This is a genomic window from Sphaerisporangium viridialbum (assembly GCF_049674955.1).
GTDB lineage: Bacteria > Actinomycetota > Actinomycetes > Streptosporangiales > Streptosporangiaceae > Sphaerisporangium > Sphaerisporangium viridialbum.
The window spans coordinates 6,251,613-6,268,615 of record NZ_CP187232.1 but is presented as its reverse complement, the minus strand read 5'-3'; the positions used below and the strand labels follow the sequence as shown (position 1 = coordinate 6,268,615).

19 protein-coding genes and 3 pseudogenes are annotated in these 17,003 nt (G+C 66.8%); 13 read left to right on the top strand and 9 right to left on the bottom strand.

Translation table 11 applies throughout. The features are described 5' to 3' along the window. Window positions 1–120: 120 nt before the first annotated feature. Together ACOZ38_RS28130 and ACOZ38_RS28125 are read right to left on the bottom strand one after the other, a co-directional pair. On the bottom strand, window positions 121–357 hold the full coding sequence (locus ACOZ38_RS28130) for a hypothetical protein (RefSeq protein WP_424534170.1): 237 nt from the start codon (window positions 355–357) through the stop codon (window positions 121–123). A gap of 326 nt (window positions 358–683) precedes the next feature. Continuing rightward, window positions 684–1,082 (bottom strand): annotated as a pseudogene (locus tag ACOZ38_RS28125) (Tn3 family transposase); the annotation flags it as partial. Between the two features lie 169 nt (window positions 1,083–1,251). Between ACOZ38_RS28125 and ACOZ38_RS28120 the strand changes: the two are divergent. Both ACOZ38_RS28120 and ACOZ38_RS28115 read left to right on the top strand, forming a co-directional pair. Beyond that, on the top strand, window positions 1,252–1,908 hold the full coding sequence (locus ACOZ38_RS28120) for a sensor histidine kinase (protein ID WP_424534169.1): 657 nt from the start codon (window positions 1,252–1,254) through the stop codon (window positions 1,906–1,908). Continuing rightward, entirely contained in the window at window positions 1,905–2,858 is a 954-nt protein-coding gene (locus ACOZ38_RS28115; protein WP_424534168.1) for a response regulator, read from the top strand. Before ACOZ38_RS28120 ends, ACOZ38_RS28115 begins: the two co-directional genes overlap by 4 nt. 425 nt (window positions 2,859–3,283) lie before the next feature. On the opposite strand, the gene ACOZ38_RS28110 is transcribed toward ACOZ38_RS28115, so the two are convergent. The 6 genes from ACOZ38_RS28110 to ACOZ38_RS28085 form a co-directional block, all read right to left on the bottom strand. Beyond that, a complete protein-coding gene (locus ACOZ38_RS28110; protein ID WP_424534167.1) occupies window positions 3,284–3,508 on the bottom strand; it encodes a hypothetical protein in 225 nt (74 codons plus the stop codon). Between the two features lie 36 nt (window positions 3,509–3,544). Continuing rightward, on the bottom strand, window positions 3,545–3,769 hold the full coding sequence (locus ACOZ38_RS28105; RefSeq protein ID WP_424534166.1) for a hypothetical protein: 225 nt from the start codon (window positions 3,767–3,769) through the stop codon (window positions 3,545–3,547). A 200-nt stretch (window positions 3,770–3,969) separates the two neighbouring features. Then, window positions 3,970–4,860, bottom strand: a complete 891-nt coding sequence (locus tag ACOZ38_RS28100) for a hypothetical protein (protein ID WP_424534165.1) — start codon at window positions 4,858–4,860, stop codon at window positions 3,970–3,972. A gap of 175 nt (window positions 4,861–5,035) precedes the next feature. Beyond that, window positions 5,036–5,797, bottom strand: a complete 762-nt coding sequence (locus ACOZ38_RS28095; protein ID WP_424534164.1) for a hypothetical protein — start codon at window positions 5,795–5,797, stop codon at window positions 5,036–5,038. Next, window positions 5,794–6,345, bottom strand: a complete 552-nt coding sequence (locus ACOZ38_RS28090; protein ID WP_424534163.1) for a tyrosine-type recombinase/integrase — start codon at window positions 6,343–6,345, stop codon at window positions 5,794–5,796. The genes ACOZ38_RS28095 and ACOZ38_RS28090 overlap by 4 nt, the downstream gene beginning before the upstream one ends. 43 nt (window positions 6,346–6,388) lie before the next feature. Continuing rightward, the gene (locus tag ACOZ38_RS28085) at window positions 6,389–6,586 is read right to left on the bottom strand and encodes a hypothetical protein (protein WP_424534162.1); all 198 of its coding nucleotides are present in this window, start codon (window positions 6,584–6,586) and stop codon (window positions 6,389–6,391) included. 406 nt (window positions 6,587–6,992) lie between these two features. Here ACOZ38_RS28085 and ACOZ38_RS28080 point away from each other — a divergent pair, with 406 nt between their 5' ends. The 11 genes and pseudogenes from ACOZ38_RS28080 (at window position 6,993) to tatA (ending at window position 14,918) form a co-directional block, all read left to right on the top strand. Further along, window positions 6,993–7,319: a PadR family transcriptional regulator gene (locus ACOZ38_RS28080; RefSeq protein ID WP_184758742.1), complete on the top strand. Its 327-nt coding sequence runs from the start codon at window positions 6,993–6,995 to the stop codon at window positions 7,317–7,319. Further along, window positions 7,316–7,672: a DUF1048 domain-containing protein gene (locus ACOZ38_RS28075; RefSeq protein ID WP_424534161.1), complete on the top strand. Its 357-nt coding sequence runs from the start codon at window positions 7,316–7,318 to the stop codon at window positions 7,670–7,672. The genes ACOZ38_RS28080 and ACOZ38_RS28075 overlap by 4 nt, the downstream gene beginning before the upstream one ends. A 1-nt stretch (window position 7,673) precedes the next feature. Next, entirely contained in the window at window positions 7,674–8,000 is a 327-nt protein-coding gene (locus ACOZ38_RS28070; RefSeq protein WP_424534160.1) for a DUF1048 domain-containing protein, read from the top strand. Window positions 8,001–8,381: 381 nt separating this feature from the next. Continuing rightward, a complete protein-coding gene (locus ACOZ38_RS28065; protein ID WP_424534159.1) occupies window positions 8,382–9,545 on the top strand; it encodes an alpha/beta fold hydrolase in 1,164 nt (387 codons plus the stop codon). A gap of 366 nt (window positions 9,546–9,911) precedes the next feature. Then, window positions 9,912–10,196 (top strand): annotated as a pseudogene (locus ACOZ38_RS28060) (hypothetical protein); the annotation flags it as partial. Beyond that, window positions 10,197–11,003 carry an ABC transporter ATP-binding protein gene (locus ACOZ38_RS28055; protein ID WP_424534158.1) on the top strand — a complete coding sequence of 269 codons (807 nt, stop codon included), beginning with the start codon at window positions 10,197–10,199 and terminating at the stop codon, window positions 11,001–11,003. A gap of 9 nt (window positions 11,004–11,012) precedes the next feature. Continuing rightward, window positions 11,013–11,774 (top strand): ABC transporter permease, encoded by a 762-nt coding sequence (locus ACOZ38_RS28050; protein ID WP_424534157.1) that lies wholly within the window; start codon window positions 11,013–11,015, stop codon window positions 11,772–11,774. Window positions 11,775–11,823: 49 nt separating this feature from the next. Further along, a complete protein-coding gene (locus tag ACOZ38_RS28045; protein ID WP_424534156.1) occupies window positions 11,824–12,003 on the top strand; it encodes a hypothetical protein in 180 nt (59 codons plus the stop codon). Between the two features lie 149 nt (window positions 12,004–12,152). After that, window positions 12,153–12,392 (top strand): annotated as a pseudogene (locus ACOZ38_RS28040) (endonuclease III domain-containing protein); the annotation flags it as partial. Window positions 12,393–12,491: 99 nt separating this feature from the next. Next, window positions 12,492–13,957, top strand: a protein-coding gene (locus ACOZ38_RS28035; protein ID WP_424530970.1) for an IS3 family transposase whose coding sequence is annotated in 2 segments (ribosomal slippage) — window positions 12,492–12,879 and window positions 12,879–13,957 — 1,467 coding nt in all. Because the reading frame shifts where the segments join, the coding sequence is not laid out codon by codon here. Between the two features lie 661 nt (window positions 13,958–14,618). After that, entirely contained in the window at window positions 14,619–14,918 is a 300-nt protein-coding gene (gene tatA, locus ACOZ38_RS28030) for a Sec-independent protein translocase subunit TatA (RefSeq protein WP_424534155.1), read from the top strand. A gap of 854 nt (window positions 14,919–15,772) precedes the next feature. On the opposite strand, the gene ACOZ38_RS28025 is transcribed toward tatA, so the two are convergent. Then, a complete protein-coding gene (locus tag ACOZ38_RS28025; protein WP_424534154.1) occupies window positions 15,773–17,002 on the bottom strand; it encodes a 2-oxoadipate dioxygenase/decarboxylase family protein in 1,230 nt (409 codons plus the stop codon). Between the last annotated feature and the right edge of the window lies 1 nt (window position 17,003).

Below are 17,003 nucleotides of genomic sequence, written 5' to 3'. Positions count from 1 at the left end.
TACGGCCATACGGCCGGACGAGCACGTCCGGCCGTATCCGGGAGCATCGGCTCCATTACCTGCCGCTGTTCATCGGTCAGATCACCGCGCACGCCGCAGGGATCGACTTACGAAACGGACCTAGTAGGCCAGGGCGTAATACTTCTTGCCGGCAATCGTGGTCGTGGTGCAGTAGTAGCCGGGGCCGGCCGCGTTGGCGTCGGAGTGGCACTGCGACGCGCCCTTCGTGGTGTACGAGTAAATCCGGCTGATCGTCTGGGCGGAGGCCACGCCCGACAGCAGGGTGACGGCCACGGCGGTGGTCGCGACAACGGTGGCCATCCCCGCGGACAGGCGCTTGAGGGTGGTGGTCTTCATAGGTTGGTCCCCCTTTTGAGCGGCAGCTGTATCAAGATCCCGTGAAACGGATGCCGAGCACCCACGGGGACAATCTTCGCGAAGCGCTTAGGGCGCAACAAGATCGTCGCCGGGGAGCATACAGGCTTATCAACTACGTGTCAGTAGGGTTCGACAGGAATCGAACAACCCGAACCCACCTTTTTTCTGACAAATTGGGGTAAAACGGGATGAAATGGTCTTCAAGTTGTACGAGTAGGGCACGAACGAGCTCTACTTCGCAGTGACCTTGAGGGTGGCCTGCAGTAGTGATCGCGAAAGCCCGCCCGCGACGGCCGACGCTGGTGTCAGTCCGGAGCACCGTCGCCGGCCTCGTCCTCGTCCAGCTCAGGCGCGTCCGGGTCACGCAGCGGGCGCAGGGCGCCGGCGGCAGGGGTTGAGGCGGTGAAGCTGTAGCGGCCGAGCACGTTGAGGTTGCGGTGCTTGAGCGGAGAGAGCCGGGCGATGTCCTCGTCGCGCATCTCGTGGTCCTCGGCGCGGAGCTGGGCGACGGCGGCGTCGATGTACCGGGTGGTCCACAGCACGACGGCGTTGAGGACCAGGCCGAGCGCGCCGAGCTGGTCCTCCGTCCCGTCGCGGTACGCCTGGTGGATGGTGCCGCGCTTGCCGTGGCACACATCCCTCGCCAGCTTGTGCCGCGACTCCTGGACGGTGAGCTGCCGGTTCATCTAGCGGCGGTAGGTGTCCTACACCACTACCTGATGCTGACCCGCTACAGTCCGGTAACTTAGTTTCTTCTTAGTATGTCTGTCGGGCCCCTCGCTGATGCTCACGCCTTGCCAGGTTGCGTCCACGGGTGTGGTGTAAGAGTTTCTGGACCTGCTGGCCACTCCGGTCGGCCTGGCGTTACAAGCGGTGCGCCTGTCCGAGCAGCTCAACGAGTCTCGCAAGCACATCGTGGCCGCCCGTGAGGAAGAACGCCGGCGGCTGCGCCGAGACCTGCACGACGGCCTGGGTACCGCGCTCACCGCGGTGACCCTCAAGGCCGACGCAGCACACAACCTGCACCGCACCGACCCCGAACGCAGCGGCCAGCTCCTGCTCGGCCTGCGCGCCGACCTCACCGCCGCGATCGCCGACATCCGGCGGCTGGTCTACGACCTGCGCCCGCCCGACCTGGACGAGCTCGGCCTGGCCGGCGCGCTGCAGCAGCGCGCGCAGCAGTCCTGGCGCCGCGAGCACGCCGGCTGCGTGGTGACCATCGACATCCCGCAGGAACTGCCGCCGCTGCCCGCCGCGGCAGAGGTCGCCGCGTACCGGATCATCACCGAGGCGGTCACCAACGCCCTGCGCCACGGCCGGGCCACCACCTGCCGGGTCTCGCTCCGCGCCGACCAGATCCTGCACGTGGAGGTTCAGGACAACGGGGTCAACGGTGCCAATGCCTGGCCCCACGGCGTCGGCCTGCGCTCCATGCACGAACGCGCCGCCGAACTCGGCGGTACGCTCACCGCCGGACCGACCAACCACGGCGGCCGCGTCCACGCCCAGCTACCCCTGGAGCACCCGTGACCACCGAAACCCCGGGCACCGAGGCACCCATCAGAATCGTCATCGTCGACGACCACCCCCTCATGCGAGAGGGGTTGCGCGCCCTGGTCGCCTCCCTGCCCGACATCGAGATCGTCGGAGAGGCGGGCGACGGCGACGCCGCCCGCCGGCAGGCCCAGCTCACCCGCCCGGACGTCGTGGTCATGGACCTGCACATGCCCGGCACCAACGGGGTCGAAGCAACCCGCGCGATCCTGCGCAGCGTGCCGGACACCCGCGTGCTGGTGCTCACCATGTTCGAAGACGACGAGTCGGTCTTCACCGCGATGCGCGCCGGCGCCTCCGGCTACCTGGTCAAGGGCGCCCAGCAGGACGAGATCATCCGGGCGCTCCGGTCCGTGGCCGCCGGTCAGGCCGTCTTCGGCCCCAGCGTGGCCCGCCGCATCATCGGCTTCTTCGCCGGCGGCGGGCACCCTGCCCTGGCGGTCGAGCCCTTCCCCGAACTCACCGCCCGCGAACGGGAGATCCTCGACCTGATCGCCGCCGGGCTCCCCAACGCCGCCATCGCCCGCCGCCTGGTCATCAGCGGCAAGACCGTCAGCAACCACATCTCCGCCATCTTCGCCAAACTCCAGGTCGCCGACCGAGCCGAGGCCATCATCCGGGCCCCGCCAGGCCGGCCTCGGCGCCGACCTCGCGCCGCACCACGCCCCCGGCCGCCGGAACGACCGCACCAGCTGATCGTCGCAGAGCTCGAGGGTCTTGCCTCGATGGGCGCAGCGCTGACGGGAAGGGCGAGATCATGCGGACCACGGTGCTGGTGGTTCCCGGCTGTCCGAACGCCTCGATGGTTCGCCGGCGGATCGCGGTTGCGCTGTGCGGCCGCAGCGCGGAGGTGGAGCTGGTCGAGGTCGCTGACGCGGGCGCGGCGGCGCGGTGGGGGATGTCGGGATCGCCCACCGTCCCGCTGAATGGGGTGGATCCGTTCGCGGTGCCGGGGGCGGATCCGAGTCTGTCGTGCCGGCTGTATCGGGGCGCGGGCGGCCGGTTGGAGGGTGCGCCCGGCGTGGCCGAGCTTCAGCGGGTGCTGCAAACGACCGCGTTGTGAGTCACCGTGGTGAAGCTCACCGGTGAACGCTTCGGATCCGTGAGCCGGCGCGCATCTCACGGCCGAAAGATTGGCCGCACCATCGACCAGTGCGCGTGCCGGTATGGAAGTCACGGCCACCGCCTCGCCTCGACGCCATTCCGCATCGACGATGAGCCGGTGACCGCTCCAGATCTCCGTGCTGCACGCTATCCGAACAGCCGCAACCCGCCATGCCGGGACAGATCACAACCGCACCCGATCGCGGCACATGCGCGGGTCACTGCTTAGCGGGCAAGCCGAAGGACGTTACCGGTAAAGCCAAAGACCGAATCCAGGGCTGTCCCAGTCGCACCTGTACTTTTGCGCGTAGTGGGTGGCGACGTAGGCATCACCTGCCGCATGGCACGATGCCGAGGTCCGGAAGACTTCTATCAGCTTCCACGAGGCGGCGTCGGCTGGAATGGCCATGCTCATGGTGGCTGCCGTCGCGGCGATGAGGACGGCCACGGCTCGTCCGGTCTTGTTTCGCATGGTGTCTTGATCCTCCCTGTGGGGTCGTAGCTGGGTTTACTTGACCGTCGTCACCCAGAGGGCGAATCCCGGGCTGTCCCATAGGCATTGGAAGTCACGCGCGTACTTGGCCCGGATCAGCGCGTTCCCGGCCGCCTTGCACGCATCGGACGTCTGGTAGATGGCGTAGATCAGACGCTGAGACGCGAAGGCCGGGGAGGCCGGGGAAGCGACGGACAGGGTCGTCGCACCTGCCACGACCGCGATGAGGACGGCTGACATTCGCTTGATTTTGGTGGGCATGAGGCTTTGTCCTTCCAGCAGTGCGGAACGAGAACTGTGGGGGCGGTCCCTGCCCGGAAATGCACCCGAAGTGGGGGTAGGAAGGTCAGGGCCGCATGACAGTCGACTGGCTTGGATGGTCAATGATGATCGTAAACGCATGATCGCGCGAACGCCATAGGCCGGTTGATCACGTTGAGTCATGTGATCACCGTGATACCCGCCGGAGCGGTACCCGCATCTGCCGCCGACCACATTTGCCCGTCTATCGCAGGATGTACGCTCGCCCACGCTGTATCCGTCGTTCGACAGAAGTGGCGGCAGGCGATCGGTGTCACGCTCCGGCGGCGCGGGCCGCTGCCGATGCTCGTGTTGTGCACGGTCTCCCAGTCGATGACCAGCATCTCGCCCGGCGTCCACACCGCCGGACGACGCCCCCGGTGATGCTCCCACCGCCAGACCATCCTCGCCGTGGCGACCGGAAGTTGCGCGCCGACCCCGCATACTCCGCCGCCCTGGCCGCTGGCAGCAACCGCTTCGCCGAGATCTTCCCGGCGGTCGCCTTCACCTTCTGCGCGACCAACTCGGCCACGATGTCGTAGCGGGTCGACGCGCTTGGTGAACGCGGTGCCGGTCTTGTGGGTGGGCACGTCCAGCAGGCAGACGGCGTCGCGGGCGAGGACCTCGCCGGAGTCGCCGGGGATGGGCAGGCCGCCGTGCTGCCAGCGGATGCAGCCCACCCGCAGGCGGGCGATCTCGTCGCTGCGTTGACCGGCGAACAGCCAGGTCAATGTGATGGCCCGGATCAGCTCGACCGGGTAGGTGCGGCCGTCGGAGGTTGGCAGGTCACCGGGCTCGACGTTGAGGCCGGCCCACAGCAGCTTGGCCCAGATGTCATCGGCGATCACCCGCGGATCCGGTCCCAGCAACGCGCCGATACTGCGCGGGGTCCGCAGGGCGTGGGCGGGGTCGAACTGGCGTGGGATCAGCTCCCACTCATGCAGGTCGCGGAAGAACGCGCGAGGCACCTTGAGGTAACCGGACTTCGTCTGCGGCGTGAGCGGTTTGCCCAGGCGGCCCTGGGAGCGCATGCCGTCCGTCCACTGCGAGAAATCGCCGACGGCCCCATCCGGTCCACGGCCGCGACCCAGGACGCGCACGTCTGGCGGGTCCACTGGCTGGGCTCGGTGATGCTGGGGTGTTCGGCGGCCAGCCAGCGGCCGATCTTGGCGAGCACGCTGCGGTAGCCGCTGCGGATCTTCGGAGTCAGCGTCGAGGTCGCGTACCAATGCTCGACCGACGCCGCCCATGGGGCTTGCCCCACTGCCCGCTCATCGCCGGGCTGCCACGCAGCGCGGCCAGGGCTTGGGTGGACAGGTCCTTCAGCAGCGGGCTGCGGTTCAACAGCAGCATCTGGCAGATCACCGAGGTCAACCGCTGGGCATCACGGCGATAGCCCCAGTCGGCCAGGACGGTGCAGATCCGGTGGACGGCATCGTCGACGAGAGCGGCTCCGAACACCCGGTGGGCCAGAGGCAGCCGCTGGAAGCGGCCGAGCCGGTCGAAGGCTGTGAACTCGCCGAGCAGATAGGCATAGACGAGCACGAACGGCCGGGCGTTGGGGCCGATCTGGCCGCCCCACAGGCGTCGGAAATCGACGCCGCTGGCGTTGATCAGGTCCACCCAGTCCTGCATCGACCAGCCCCAGAAGGCCCGCCGCAGTTCACCGCAGCGGATCAGGACCAGTCCGGCCGCGTCCCGCGCGAACCGCTGGTGGTGGTTCGGCGGCCAGTGCAGGGCGGCGAGGGCGTTCGCCAACGGCCGCACCAGCCGGGCGACCGGCCGCAGCAGCACCGCGTCGGGGCTGAGGCCGTCGCGCCGGAGCTGATCGACGCTGAGTGTTCGCAGTGCTTGCGCCTCAGTCTCGGTGAGCAGACCGCGACGGTCATAGCGTGCGAGGTCGACAGGCCATGCCCATGCCGGACTGCTGGTCGCCCGTGCAGCTGTCGTACTCGGTTGTGCGGTCACTCGGCGACCGCCTCAGAGGCATGGGCGGCGCGGGTCAGCATGTCCACTCGCCAGGAATGGATCTGCTGCATGCCGCGATTCAGCTTCTCCGCCAGGTCGCGGCCCGAGAGGTGGATGTAGGTCAGCGTCGACTCGGTGCTGCGGTGCCCGGCGAAAGAGGCGATGGCGTGCAGTTCCCAGCCCATCCGGGCCAGGTCGGTCAAGCACAGATGCCGTGTGGTGTGGGTCGAGAACCGCGGCAGGTCAGCGGCAAGCGCGACGCGCCGGATCACCTTGGACCAGGTCCACAGCGTCAACGGCCGGCCGTAGTTGCGTCGCGACTCCGACAAGAACAGCGGCCCGCGGACCCGGCTGATCGTGGCCCGATGCGTGAGATAGCCAGACAGCAGCACCCCCGTCGACGCCGAGTACGGAACGACGCGCTCACGCCGGGTCTTCGTCGTCTCCGCCCGCACCCGCAGAGTCCGGTGGGCGGGGTCGAAGTCATCGGTCCGCAGCGAGCACAGTTCCTCGCGCCGCAGAGCCGCATCGTAGGCAAGGGCGAGCATGACCCGGTTGCGTACAGGCTCATCACGCACGACGGCCAGCAGGTCAAGCCACTGCTGTTCGCTTGGGATCCACGGCAGCTTCGTCAGATGGGGGAACCAACCCTCGCTGGTGACCGCCGTACTTCCGACCGGGCGTGTAGCGGCCGCGGCCGACCGGGTTGGACTCCCGAAGTCCCTCCTCGATGAGGTAGTCGTAGAACAGCCGCACCGGCACCAGCCGCTGCTGCAGCGTCGCATTCACCAGGCCAGCCCCGGAGTCCAGCGCGACAACGTTGGTTCCCCGACGACTCGGACGCGTGGTTCAGGTCCTTCACGAACGCGGCCACATGCAGCCGGTTCGCGGCGACCGGGTCGATGCCGTCCCGCTCACAGATCAGCAGGTACTCGGCCAGTCCCCGCGCGTACGCGTCGATCGTCCTCGGGGCCCGTCCCAGATCCGTCCACACCCGCAGCCACTCGACCGCCCTCTCGTGCCGACCCAGGACCGGCCAACTCGCATGACACGGTGCAGTCCCGACGGCGAACGGCCGCGCCACACCTTCCGTGGTCTGTGCTCGCCGCTTGCTGGGCATGGTCCACTACTCCGTGGTACCGTGTAGTGGTAGTCGGTACCACTGAGTACCAGGAGTGGCGGAAGAGGACCCACGATGGACGACCTGACGGAGATGCTGAAGGGCACGCTTGAGGGCTGCGTGCTTGAAATCATCGGCAGCGAGGAGACCTACGGGTACGCCATCACGCGTCGGCTGAACGAACTCGGCTTCGCCGACGTCGTCGAGGGGACGGTTTACACCATCCTGCTGCGACTGGAGAAGAACGGGCTCGTCCAGGTGACGAAACGACCGTCCGGGCTGGGCCCGCCGCGCAAGTTCTATGCGCTCAACGACGCGGGGCGCGAAGAACTCGCGACGTTCTGGGCGAAATGGGAGTACGTCACATCACGGATCGACAAGCTCAAGGAGGGCGGGAGATGAACTTCTGGGAGACCATGACAGGCAGCGATCTCACCAGGGAATGGAAGGCGTTCGAAGTTCGGGCCGAGGCATTGCCGGCCGGCTACCGGGCGGCGTGGGAAGAGATCAAGGGTCATCTTTCTCCCTACTCGGACTTCACAGGTCGAAACCTGATGCCGATTCTCGACGGTGCTCTGGGGCTGCTCGAAGAGACAGCGGCCGATGGGCGGAGCATTCACGAGGTGCTGGGTGACGACATCGAGGGCTTCTGCACGGCGCTGGCCGGCGGAGAAAAGGCTCGGAGCTTTCGCGACCGGTGGCGCGAGCAGTTGAACAGGAACGTCGCAAGGAAATTGGGCCAGCTAGGAGGCTGACGTGGGCATCCAAGACATCATCGAGGGCAAGAAGCAGTGGCGGGCGCACATGGCGCGGGTCAAGGCGCTCCCGCCGGACTACCAGATCGTCTACAAGGAGATTCAGAGGTACTTCTTCAAGGTTGGACCGATCGACTTGCCTGACGGGTCCCTGCTCTCAGGCATCGTCGATTTCTTCGAGGAGGGCATCGCGGCCGGCAAGGGAGTCCTGGAACTCATCGGCAACGACGTCGCTGCCTTCTGCGACGACCTGGTCAAGGACTCGCGCACCCACGCGGACATCTATCAGGAGTCCATCAGAGGGAAACCCGGCACGGCCGAGAAGTAACACCCGTCGACCCGGCCTTATACCGCTTGATCAGCGCCAGCGCATGCATGGTGTTGGTCGACCCGAACTCCAGGGCCTCGATATCTGAATCAAGCCCGTGCGGTAGTGGTTGGTGTAGGAGGCCTTGAACACGCGCTGCTTGTGCTGCCGGCATGAAGATCCCTTGGCCTTTACTCGTGCAGCAGCGTCACCAGAGTCTTGTAGCCGCCGGGCACCGCGCGGGATAGATGACGTCCTCGACCGTCTCGGTCGTGCCTCCAGCGCGGCCTCGGTCATCTTGAATCTGAACTCTAGCCTCTCACCGGCCCGCTCATCGGCGCGGCCCCATCAATGAACTCCGGCGGATACCCCGAATCGGCGAGGTCATCGGCGACCTGCCGGGTGAACTCGCCCAGCGGCGACATCGTCGTCGAGCGTGCGTACGGCGCGCTCACCGCGAAGTCCGCCTCGGGCGCCATCCGAGTCGGAGAGGTGTTCCTCCACACCTACGCCGGAAACCGCGAGGTCGGCATCCGCGAGAGCACCGCCGGCTGGTTCGACGTGAACGCCATGGCCGGCAACGTGCGCAACGAGCTGGGCACCGCCGACGGCCCCAGAGAAGGCCGAGCAGATCGTCAAGGCGCGCGCACACCAACACCGGTGACATGGTGCTCCCGGTCTCTGCCCGGCGACTCCGACGACTCCGGCGACTCCGACGAATCCACAAGACAACGAAGACAGAAACGAAGACAGAGACGAGGAACCATGACCAATGCGAAGTGGACCGGCATGATGCCGGTTGACGATACGGCCCTGGCCGTCACCGACACCGGCGGTGCCGGTATCCCAGTGGTCTACCTCAATGGCCACACCGCCACTCAGGGGTACTGGCGGCGCGTCATCGCTGACCTGGGGACGGGGTGGCGGCACATCACCTACGACATGCGGGCCCGCGGCAAATCGAAGCGTTCGGCGGACTATTCGTTCGAGACGAACGTGCGGGATGTCGATGCCGTTCTGGCGGCCAGGGGTGTGGACCGGGCGCTGGTGGTGGGCTGGTCCTACGGGGCGTTCGTCGCGGCGCACTGGGCCAGCCGCAATCCCGCCCGTACCGTGGGCGCGGTCCTGGTTGACGGCGCGCAGCCGTACGACTGGCTCGACGAGGCCATCGAGCAGCGGATCCGGAAGCTGTTTCGGCGGATGAGCTGGCTCCTGCCGTTGCTGCGCCCGACGGGCCTGACCCCGCGGATGACCGCCGAACAGATCGCCAACAGCAACATCGAGATCGGCCGGATCGCCCGCGAGCGCGAGCTGGGCCCCGTGCTGGACAACATCACCGTCCCCGCGCGGTATGTGGTCGCGTCGGGGGCATCCTTCGGAAGCAAGGGTGATGAGCAGGAACGCATTCGCGCCAGCCTCACTCAGGTGGTCGAGCGCAACCCGAACATCAAGATCAGCGCAAAGGTCCCCAGCAACCACGGTGCCATCCTGCGCAAGGACGCCCCGGCCATCGCCGACGCGGTCCGAGAGGTCGCCGCCCTCGACCGCGGGGGGAACCCTCGCTGAGCAACCGAGCTTGAGGTCGACGGGCTGAGCAGGTCGTAGGAACGCCAGCCAGCGCCCCAACATCACAAGCTTCGATCTCGATGCCGCCGACGCCCCGATCATGGCGCGAACAGGACCCGGGATTCGAGGTCGAGACGTGTAGTGGATTCGGCGGCTGGCGGCACCCGTCACTGACAGGCGAAGACCTCAGCGCTGTCCAAACTCATCGACAAACACTGTCGCTACTCACCTACGTAACCAGCCGAGCGAGCGAGCCGAAGCGGCGCTACCAGTAGTCCTGGAGACACTCACCGGGCCGATTGAGGACAGCGGCGCTATCGGCCATGCAAGGCGCGCACGCAGCGGCTTCCCGCCACCTCTCACACGGCGATCAATGCGCTGCAGCGGTACCCGCAGTCCTTCAGGCCGCCGGACAAGGCGGACAGCCTGCCAGCGATGCCGGAAGATCTCGCCGACCTGGTCGAGCAGAGCGCGGCGGACGGAACTCCCATCCGCGAAGTCGCCAGGCAGGACTGGGTGGAGTTCGCCGAGGCATTCCTAGCAAACCATCCGCAGGGTCAGTGGATCCCGCCGGGAGCAAGAACGGCTGACCAACACCATCAATCGCGTCACGGGCGACAAGCCGTGACGAAACTAAGAACGGATATCTGAATGACAGCCAATAAGGTCCGAGGGCCTGTGATCCACGTGCAGGGCCTGCAGAAGTCGTACAAGGAGCTGCGGGTGCTGCGCGGCGTGGACTTCGACGTGGCGCGGGGCAGCATCTTCGCCCTGCTCGGCTCCAACGGCGCGGGCAAGACCACGGTCGTGAAAATCCTGTCCACGCTGCTCAAGGCCGACGCGGGCACGGCCAGTGTCAACGGCTTCGGCCTCGCAACGCAACCGGCGGACGTGCGGGAGTCCATCAGCCTCACCGGACAGTTCGCCGCCGTCGACGAGATCCTCAGCGGGCGAGAGAACCTTGTGCTGGTTGCCCGGCTGCGGCACCTCAAGGATCCGGGCAAGATCGCCGATGACCTGCTGAAGCGTTTCTCGCTGACGAATGCGGGCGCGCGGAAGGTGTCGACGTACTCGGGTGGCATGCGCCGCCGTCTCGACATCGCGATGAGCCTCATCGGCAATCCGCCGGTCATCTTCCTCGACGAACCGACCACCGGGCTGGACCCCCAGGCGCGCATCGAGGTGTGGCAGGCCATCAAGGAACTCGCCCACCACGGTACGACGGTGCTGCTCACCACGCAGTATCTGGACGAGGCCGAACACCTAGCCGACCGGATCGCGATCCTGCACCAGGGCCGGATCATCGTCAACGGCACCCTGGCCGAGCTCAAGCAACTGCTCCCGCCGGCCAAGGTCGAATACGTCGAAAAGCAGCCGACTCTCGAGGACGTCTTCCTCGCCCTCGTCAGTGACAACGACAAGAACGGCCATGACCGCAACGTCGGTACGAACGCGTAAGGAACAACGATGACCAAGCATTTCTTCGGCGACACCGCCGTCCTGCTGGGACGATCCCTGCGCCACATCACGCGCAGCCCGGACACCATCGTCACCACCGCGATCATGCCGATCGCCATGATGCTGATGTTCGTCTACGTGTTCGGCGGCGCGATCAACACGGGGTCGGTTTCGTATGTGAACTACCTGCTGCCCGGCATTTTGCTCATTACGGTTGCCTCGGGCATCGCCTACACCGCGTTCCGGTTGTTCATGGATATGAAGGGCGGCATCTTCGAGCGATTCCAGTCCATGCCGATCGCACGCTCGTCCGTGCTGTGGGCGCACGTGCTGACCTCGCTGGTCGCCAATGTGATCTCGCTCGTAGTCGTCGTGCTCGTCGCCCTGCTCATGGGCTTTCGCTCCGGGGCGGGAGTGCTGGGTTGGCTCGCGGTCGCCGGCATCCTGATCCTGTTCACCCTGGCGTTGACGTGGCTCGCCGTCATCCCCGGTCTGTCCGCCAAGTCCGTGGAAGGCGCGAGCGTGTTCTCCTACCCGCTCATCTTCCTGCCGTTCCTCAGCTCGGCATTCGTGCCCACCGACACCATGCCCGGCCCGGTGCGCGCCTTCGCCGAGAACCAGCCGGTGACCTCCATCGTCAACGCCATCCGCGGCCTGTTCACCCAGCAGCCGATCGGCACCGACATCTGGATCGCCCTGGCCTGGTGCGTCGGCATCCTCATCGTCGCGTACGCCTTCGCCATGAACACCTACCGCCGCAAAATCGCCTAGGTAGCAACCTCACCCCAAGGCAACCGGCCATGTGTGGGCGTTCGCGAGCTTGATCCGCTGGCCCGGGTGCCGGGCGCGTTACGACCGGCGGCGCGAGGCCGGCGACCGGTACGCTGCCGCGCTTCGCAATCTCACCGGCCGTCTGCTGAGCTGCTTGCATCGGTGCCTGCTGACCGGCGAGCACTACCAGGAGCGGATCGCCTTCCCGCGCGGTGGCATGGAGGAGTAGACGGGCGGCCGAACACCCAGGATTTCGTCCCGGGCCGACCCAGAGCCCTTACGTGGGAACGGTGCCCGGCCGCCCATCTACTCCTCGGTGTCGTCGAGGATGGCCTCGCCTGGTTGTACTACGGGTCGTGGGAGTAGCCTGCTTGGGCTCCGGCTCTGTTCGCGAAGTATCCGACTCCTGAGGATCTGGCTGCGGTCGACCCGGAGGATGTCGAGGAGATCATCAAGTCGACGGGGTTCTTCCGGGCGAAGACGAAGTCGATCATCGGTTTGTCGGTGGCGCTGCGGGACAGGTCCGGTGGTGAGGTGCCCAGGACGCTGGTAGAGCTGGTGGCTTTGCCGGGGGTGGGGCGTAAGACGGCCAATGTCGTGTTGGGGAACGCACGTGATCCTAAAACGGGAGAACCCTCTCTGTCAGACTCTCGTGAGACTTGGGGACGAAGTAGTCTTCTGTGACTCAATCAGGGCGAGAACAGGATCTTTTAGACAGTGACTTTGACAGTGGCCGACCTCCGCGGTGATCTCACCGATGATGGTGGGGTGGGCAAGGGTGACGGACCTCGATCGGATCGGCCGAAGCGGCGCTCGTTCACGCCGGAGTACAAGCTGGCGATGGTCGAGGCCTACGACGCGGCGACCGAGCCGGGCGCCAAGGGCGCGTTGCTGCGCCGCGAGGGGCTGTATCACTCCCACATCATCGAGTGGCGCAAGGCCCGCGATGCGGGAGCGTTGAACGCTTTGGCGGCCAAGCCATCCGGGCCGAAGACGCGTAAGAGCGAGGCCGAGAAGGAGAACGAGCGGCTGCGGGCGCGGGCGGAGAAGGCCGAGCGGGAGCTGGCCAAGACCAAGGCGGCGCTGGAGATCATGGGAAAAGCGCACGCGCTCTTGGAACTGCTCTCCGAGAGCGCGGACAACGACGCGCCGCCCAGGAAGTGATCGACGAGGCGTTCACCGCCTTGGAGCCCGTGCTCGGTGTGACCGCGGCGTGCGCCCTGTCAGGCAAGTCGCGGGCCACCGTGCACCGCCACCGCCATCCCGCGCCGGTGATGCTCGGCCCGCGCCCGGCACCGGCGCCGCACCCGGCGGCGTTGAGCCGGGATGAGCGGGCGCGGGTGCTGGCCGTCTTACACTCGGCCCGGTTCGTCGACAAGGCGCCCGCGCAGGTGTGGGCCACGCTGCTGGACGAGGGCGTCTACCTGTGTTCGATCTCCACCATGTACCGGCTGCTGCGCGGTTGCGGTGAGGTGCGTGAGCGCCGGCGCCAGGCCACGCACGCGGCCAGGGTGCGGCCCGAGCTGGTCGCCCGCGGCCCCTCCCAGGTTTTCACCTGGGACATCACCAAACTGAAGGGGCCGGTCAAGGGCGTCTACTACGACCTGTACGTCATGCTCGACATCTACTCGCGCTACGTCGTGCACTGGGAGGTCCACGCCCGCGAGAGTGCCGAGCTGGCCGAGCAGTTCATCGCCGCGGCCATGGGCGCCAACGGCGGCCAGGCGCCCGCGCATGTGCACGCCGACCGGGGCACCTCGATGACCTCCAAGCCGGTCGCGGCGCTGCTGGCCGACCTGAACATCGCGCAAAGCCACAGCCGGCCCCGGGTGTCCAACGACAACCCCTACTCCGAAGCACAGTTCCGGACGCTGAAGTACTGCCCGGCCTTCCCCGAGCAGTTCGGCTCGATCGCTCACGCCCGCGCCTTCTGCCAGGAGTTCTTCACCTACTACAACCACGAGCACCGGCACTCGGGTATCGGCCTGCACACCCCGGCCTCGGTCCATCTGGGCACCGCCGGCCAGATCCGGACCGAGCGGGCACGCACGCTCCAGGCCGCCTACGCCGCCAACCCCGGCCGGTTCCGCCGCGAGCCCACTCCGCCCAGCCTGCCCAAAACCGTCTGGATCAACGAACCCGTCGAGGAGGAAACCAGCTCCGATATAGAACAAGTCGCCTGAAACGTCTCAAACGGTTTGACAGCTACCGGAACCCTACGCGAGCCCTCCGACTCCCACCGCATTGCCGTCGAGGCTAAGCGGCGACGCTCGCTCGGCTGACGACAATCCTTGTTCCAATCTCTCCTACGGCTGAGCACCCGGATCGCACTGCTATACATGACGGCCACGGTCACAAGCAGCAGGTAGTAGGCGATCGGCAGGACGGCCATCCCCAGCGCGGGCTGCCGGCCTGCTGAGCCCCGGCTCCCTCCCAGGTGCGGGCGAGGCGTGTCGGAACCGGTGGCCACGACGACGGCCAGAGCACCGCCGGATGCCACGCTGCTACCCTGCCAGCCCAGATGCTCCTGGTTCACGCTGTCGGGCATGTCGATCGCCCGCTCTCCAGCACCTGCAGCACCTCGAGATGGGTGAGCAGGGCGAAACCGGCCAGCAAAAGACGCCCCAGGCCTTGCCCCGCCCGGCAGATCCCCGACCCCGGGTGTCTGCCTGTCAGCGCCACAGTCGCCCTCCTGTCCTGGCAAGTGCCGCAACTGCCAGGACAGGTACGGCGAACCTCGATCGTCTCAGGCACCGGCTCCCCGGAGAGTGACGAGTGTACGCACGCGGATCGAACGAATATCCTTGGCAGCACCGAAACGACGAACGGGGGAGAGCGACCGTCATGGGTTCACTCAGCCCAATGCACTGGATGATCGTGGCCGTGGTATTCGTGCTGCTGTTTGGCGCCAAGAAACTCCCCGACACGGCGAAGGCCGTCGGGCAGTCGCTGCGTATCCTCAAGAAAGAGACCACTAAACTCCGCGACGAGGACGAGGCTCCTGACGGACAGCCGATCACTCCCGTCGCTCAGACGCAGATCACAGCCACCTCGCCGACCATCGAGGAGCGGCTGCGCACGCTCGAAGAGGAGAACGCCAGGCTTAAGGCCGCAAGCGCTTCTCAACCACACGAAGATCGCTGAACTGACGACCAGCGGGTTGGGTCGGGTCACAAAGAAGGGTGCAAGCCATCGCCGAGGGCCCGGACTCCTTTCTTAGCCGGCTCGCCCTCTGCGCCAAGTTCTCTTTAGACATCGGAGTGAACCAGGGGGGCGAGCAGCTCGAAATCGGCGCTGCTGTAGCTGTCCACCTCTCGCGCGACCCTGTGTAGGTCCGGGACTTCGCGGAGGTGGCAGCAGTATGCGCTTTCTGTGCGAAGGCCTCGCGGGTTCCGTCGAACCTGGCCTTGAAGGCTCAGTGATTACACTCGGCATGAGCCGGGCCGGGAACAATTCCAGCGTTCCCGGCCTGGCTAGGGAGAGTCGAACTGCTAGTTCTCCCGGCGAACACCCTTGAACGGCTGGTCATCGGCCTTGCGGTCCAGGAACCGGCTGGTGCCGGAGTCCCGCTTGACCCACCCGTTGTCGTCCAAGCCGTCAAGAACCTGGTGATGGATCTGGAGGACGCTGGCTGCCGGGTCGGCTGTCTGATCCGCGAGCGGGATGGGAAGTTCCCTGTGGTACGCGCTGCGCAGTACCAACGGTTCTACAACCGGCACCGAGCTCACCAAGCCCTCGCCCAAGCCGCCCCGCTACGTCTCGTCCCGAATCCAATCACCGATCCAGAGCGAGTCGCCTACCTGAACATACGCCGGCGAGACCGGCTCGGCGCGGTTCTCCACGAGCACTTGCATGCCGCTTGAGCTGCACGGATGGAATTTTCGGCAGGCGCAGTGCTCGTGTCGCTGTCGATGGGGGCGTCCGGCTCGGTGGACGCCCCCATCTGGGCTCCGGATGGCCATCCGGCCTGGTGAACGTTTCCGGTCACCGTACGCCGATCAGATCGGCTCACACTCCCCCGCCGCTCGTTCCGCCTCGTACAGGGAGTAGGGGTCGTGCAGCTCCCGGCCGAGGGCGTCCCGTAGCCAGGAGGCGTCCCGTGCGGACGCGCGTTGGGACGCGTCGGATCGGCCATCGCCGGTGAGGTTGGAGGCGAAGATTCCCGCAGCCGATTTGGGAAGGAAGTCTTCGTAGACGATCGGGGAGAGCCTGCCCTCCTCATCGCGTACGTAATAGGCGAGATCGGCTTCGTGCAGGGCCGCATCGGTGTCGGGGAGAGCTCGGATCCCGTGCGCGTCGTAGAGTTCACGGCCCGCCGGGGTGAGCGCGACGCCACGCTGTTCGACCTCGCCGAACCGCACGCGCAGGGCGCCCTCGGTGAAGCTGCCGTCCGCCTCGCGGAACCGGCGAGGCTCCGACAGGGCACGGAACGACGTCTGCCGCAACAGGACGTCCGGCCGGCCCGGGGCCGTAAGCGGCGGACCCTGGATCCGGTCGATCATCTCGATACCGCGCTCCTCCATCCGCGCGTAGAGCGCGTCGATGTCTAGTACGCGGGGCGTCAGGTGGTTGATGTGGGTCGACAGGACACCGCCGATGTCGGCGGCGACGCTTGAGATCTCTTCGAGCCGCCGGTACCGGGCCCGGTCGACCGGATCCGGCGACAGCTCGAAGGCCGCCGTCGCCAACGACAGGAACCGGTCGGCGTCGGCGGCGGACAGGTTCCCCTCGCTCTCCATGCGGTCCGCGATCGAGAGCAGTTCGTCGGGGAACAGGACCCTCGCGTCCAGGAACTCCCGCAGCTCGGCCTCAGTCCGGTGGTCGAAGAACCGGCGATCGTCGACTACGAGCACGGATGTGAAGACCCGGAACGGGTTCTGCGCCAACTCCGCGCGATCGATCGGCCGGAACGCCGTCGACACCACGGGGATCGGCGGATCCGCCTCGCGGAGGTCGTAGAAGCCGACCGGGTACATGCCGCAGGCACCGAAGATCCGGGCCACCTGCCAGATCTCCGACGAACTGCCCACCCGGATGGCGCCGTGTCGTTCGGCGGTCACCCGTTCGATCGAGCCGAGGTGCTCGGCCTCCGCGCCTGAGGCGGCGATCACGTCGGTGTTCACCTCCTGCGACACCTCGACCAGCGTGGTGTACGCTGGGACCTCCCGGCCGTAGAGCGTCGACAGGCTCGACGCGAAGCGGGTCCGCAGCTCGGTTGGGCTCACCATG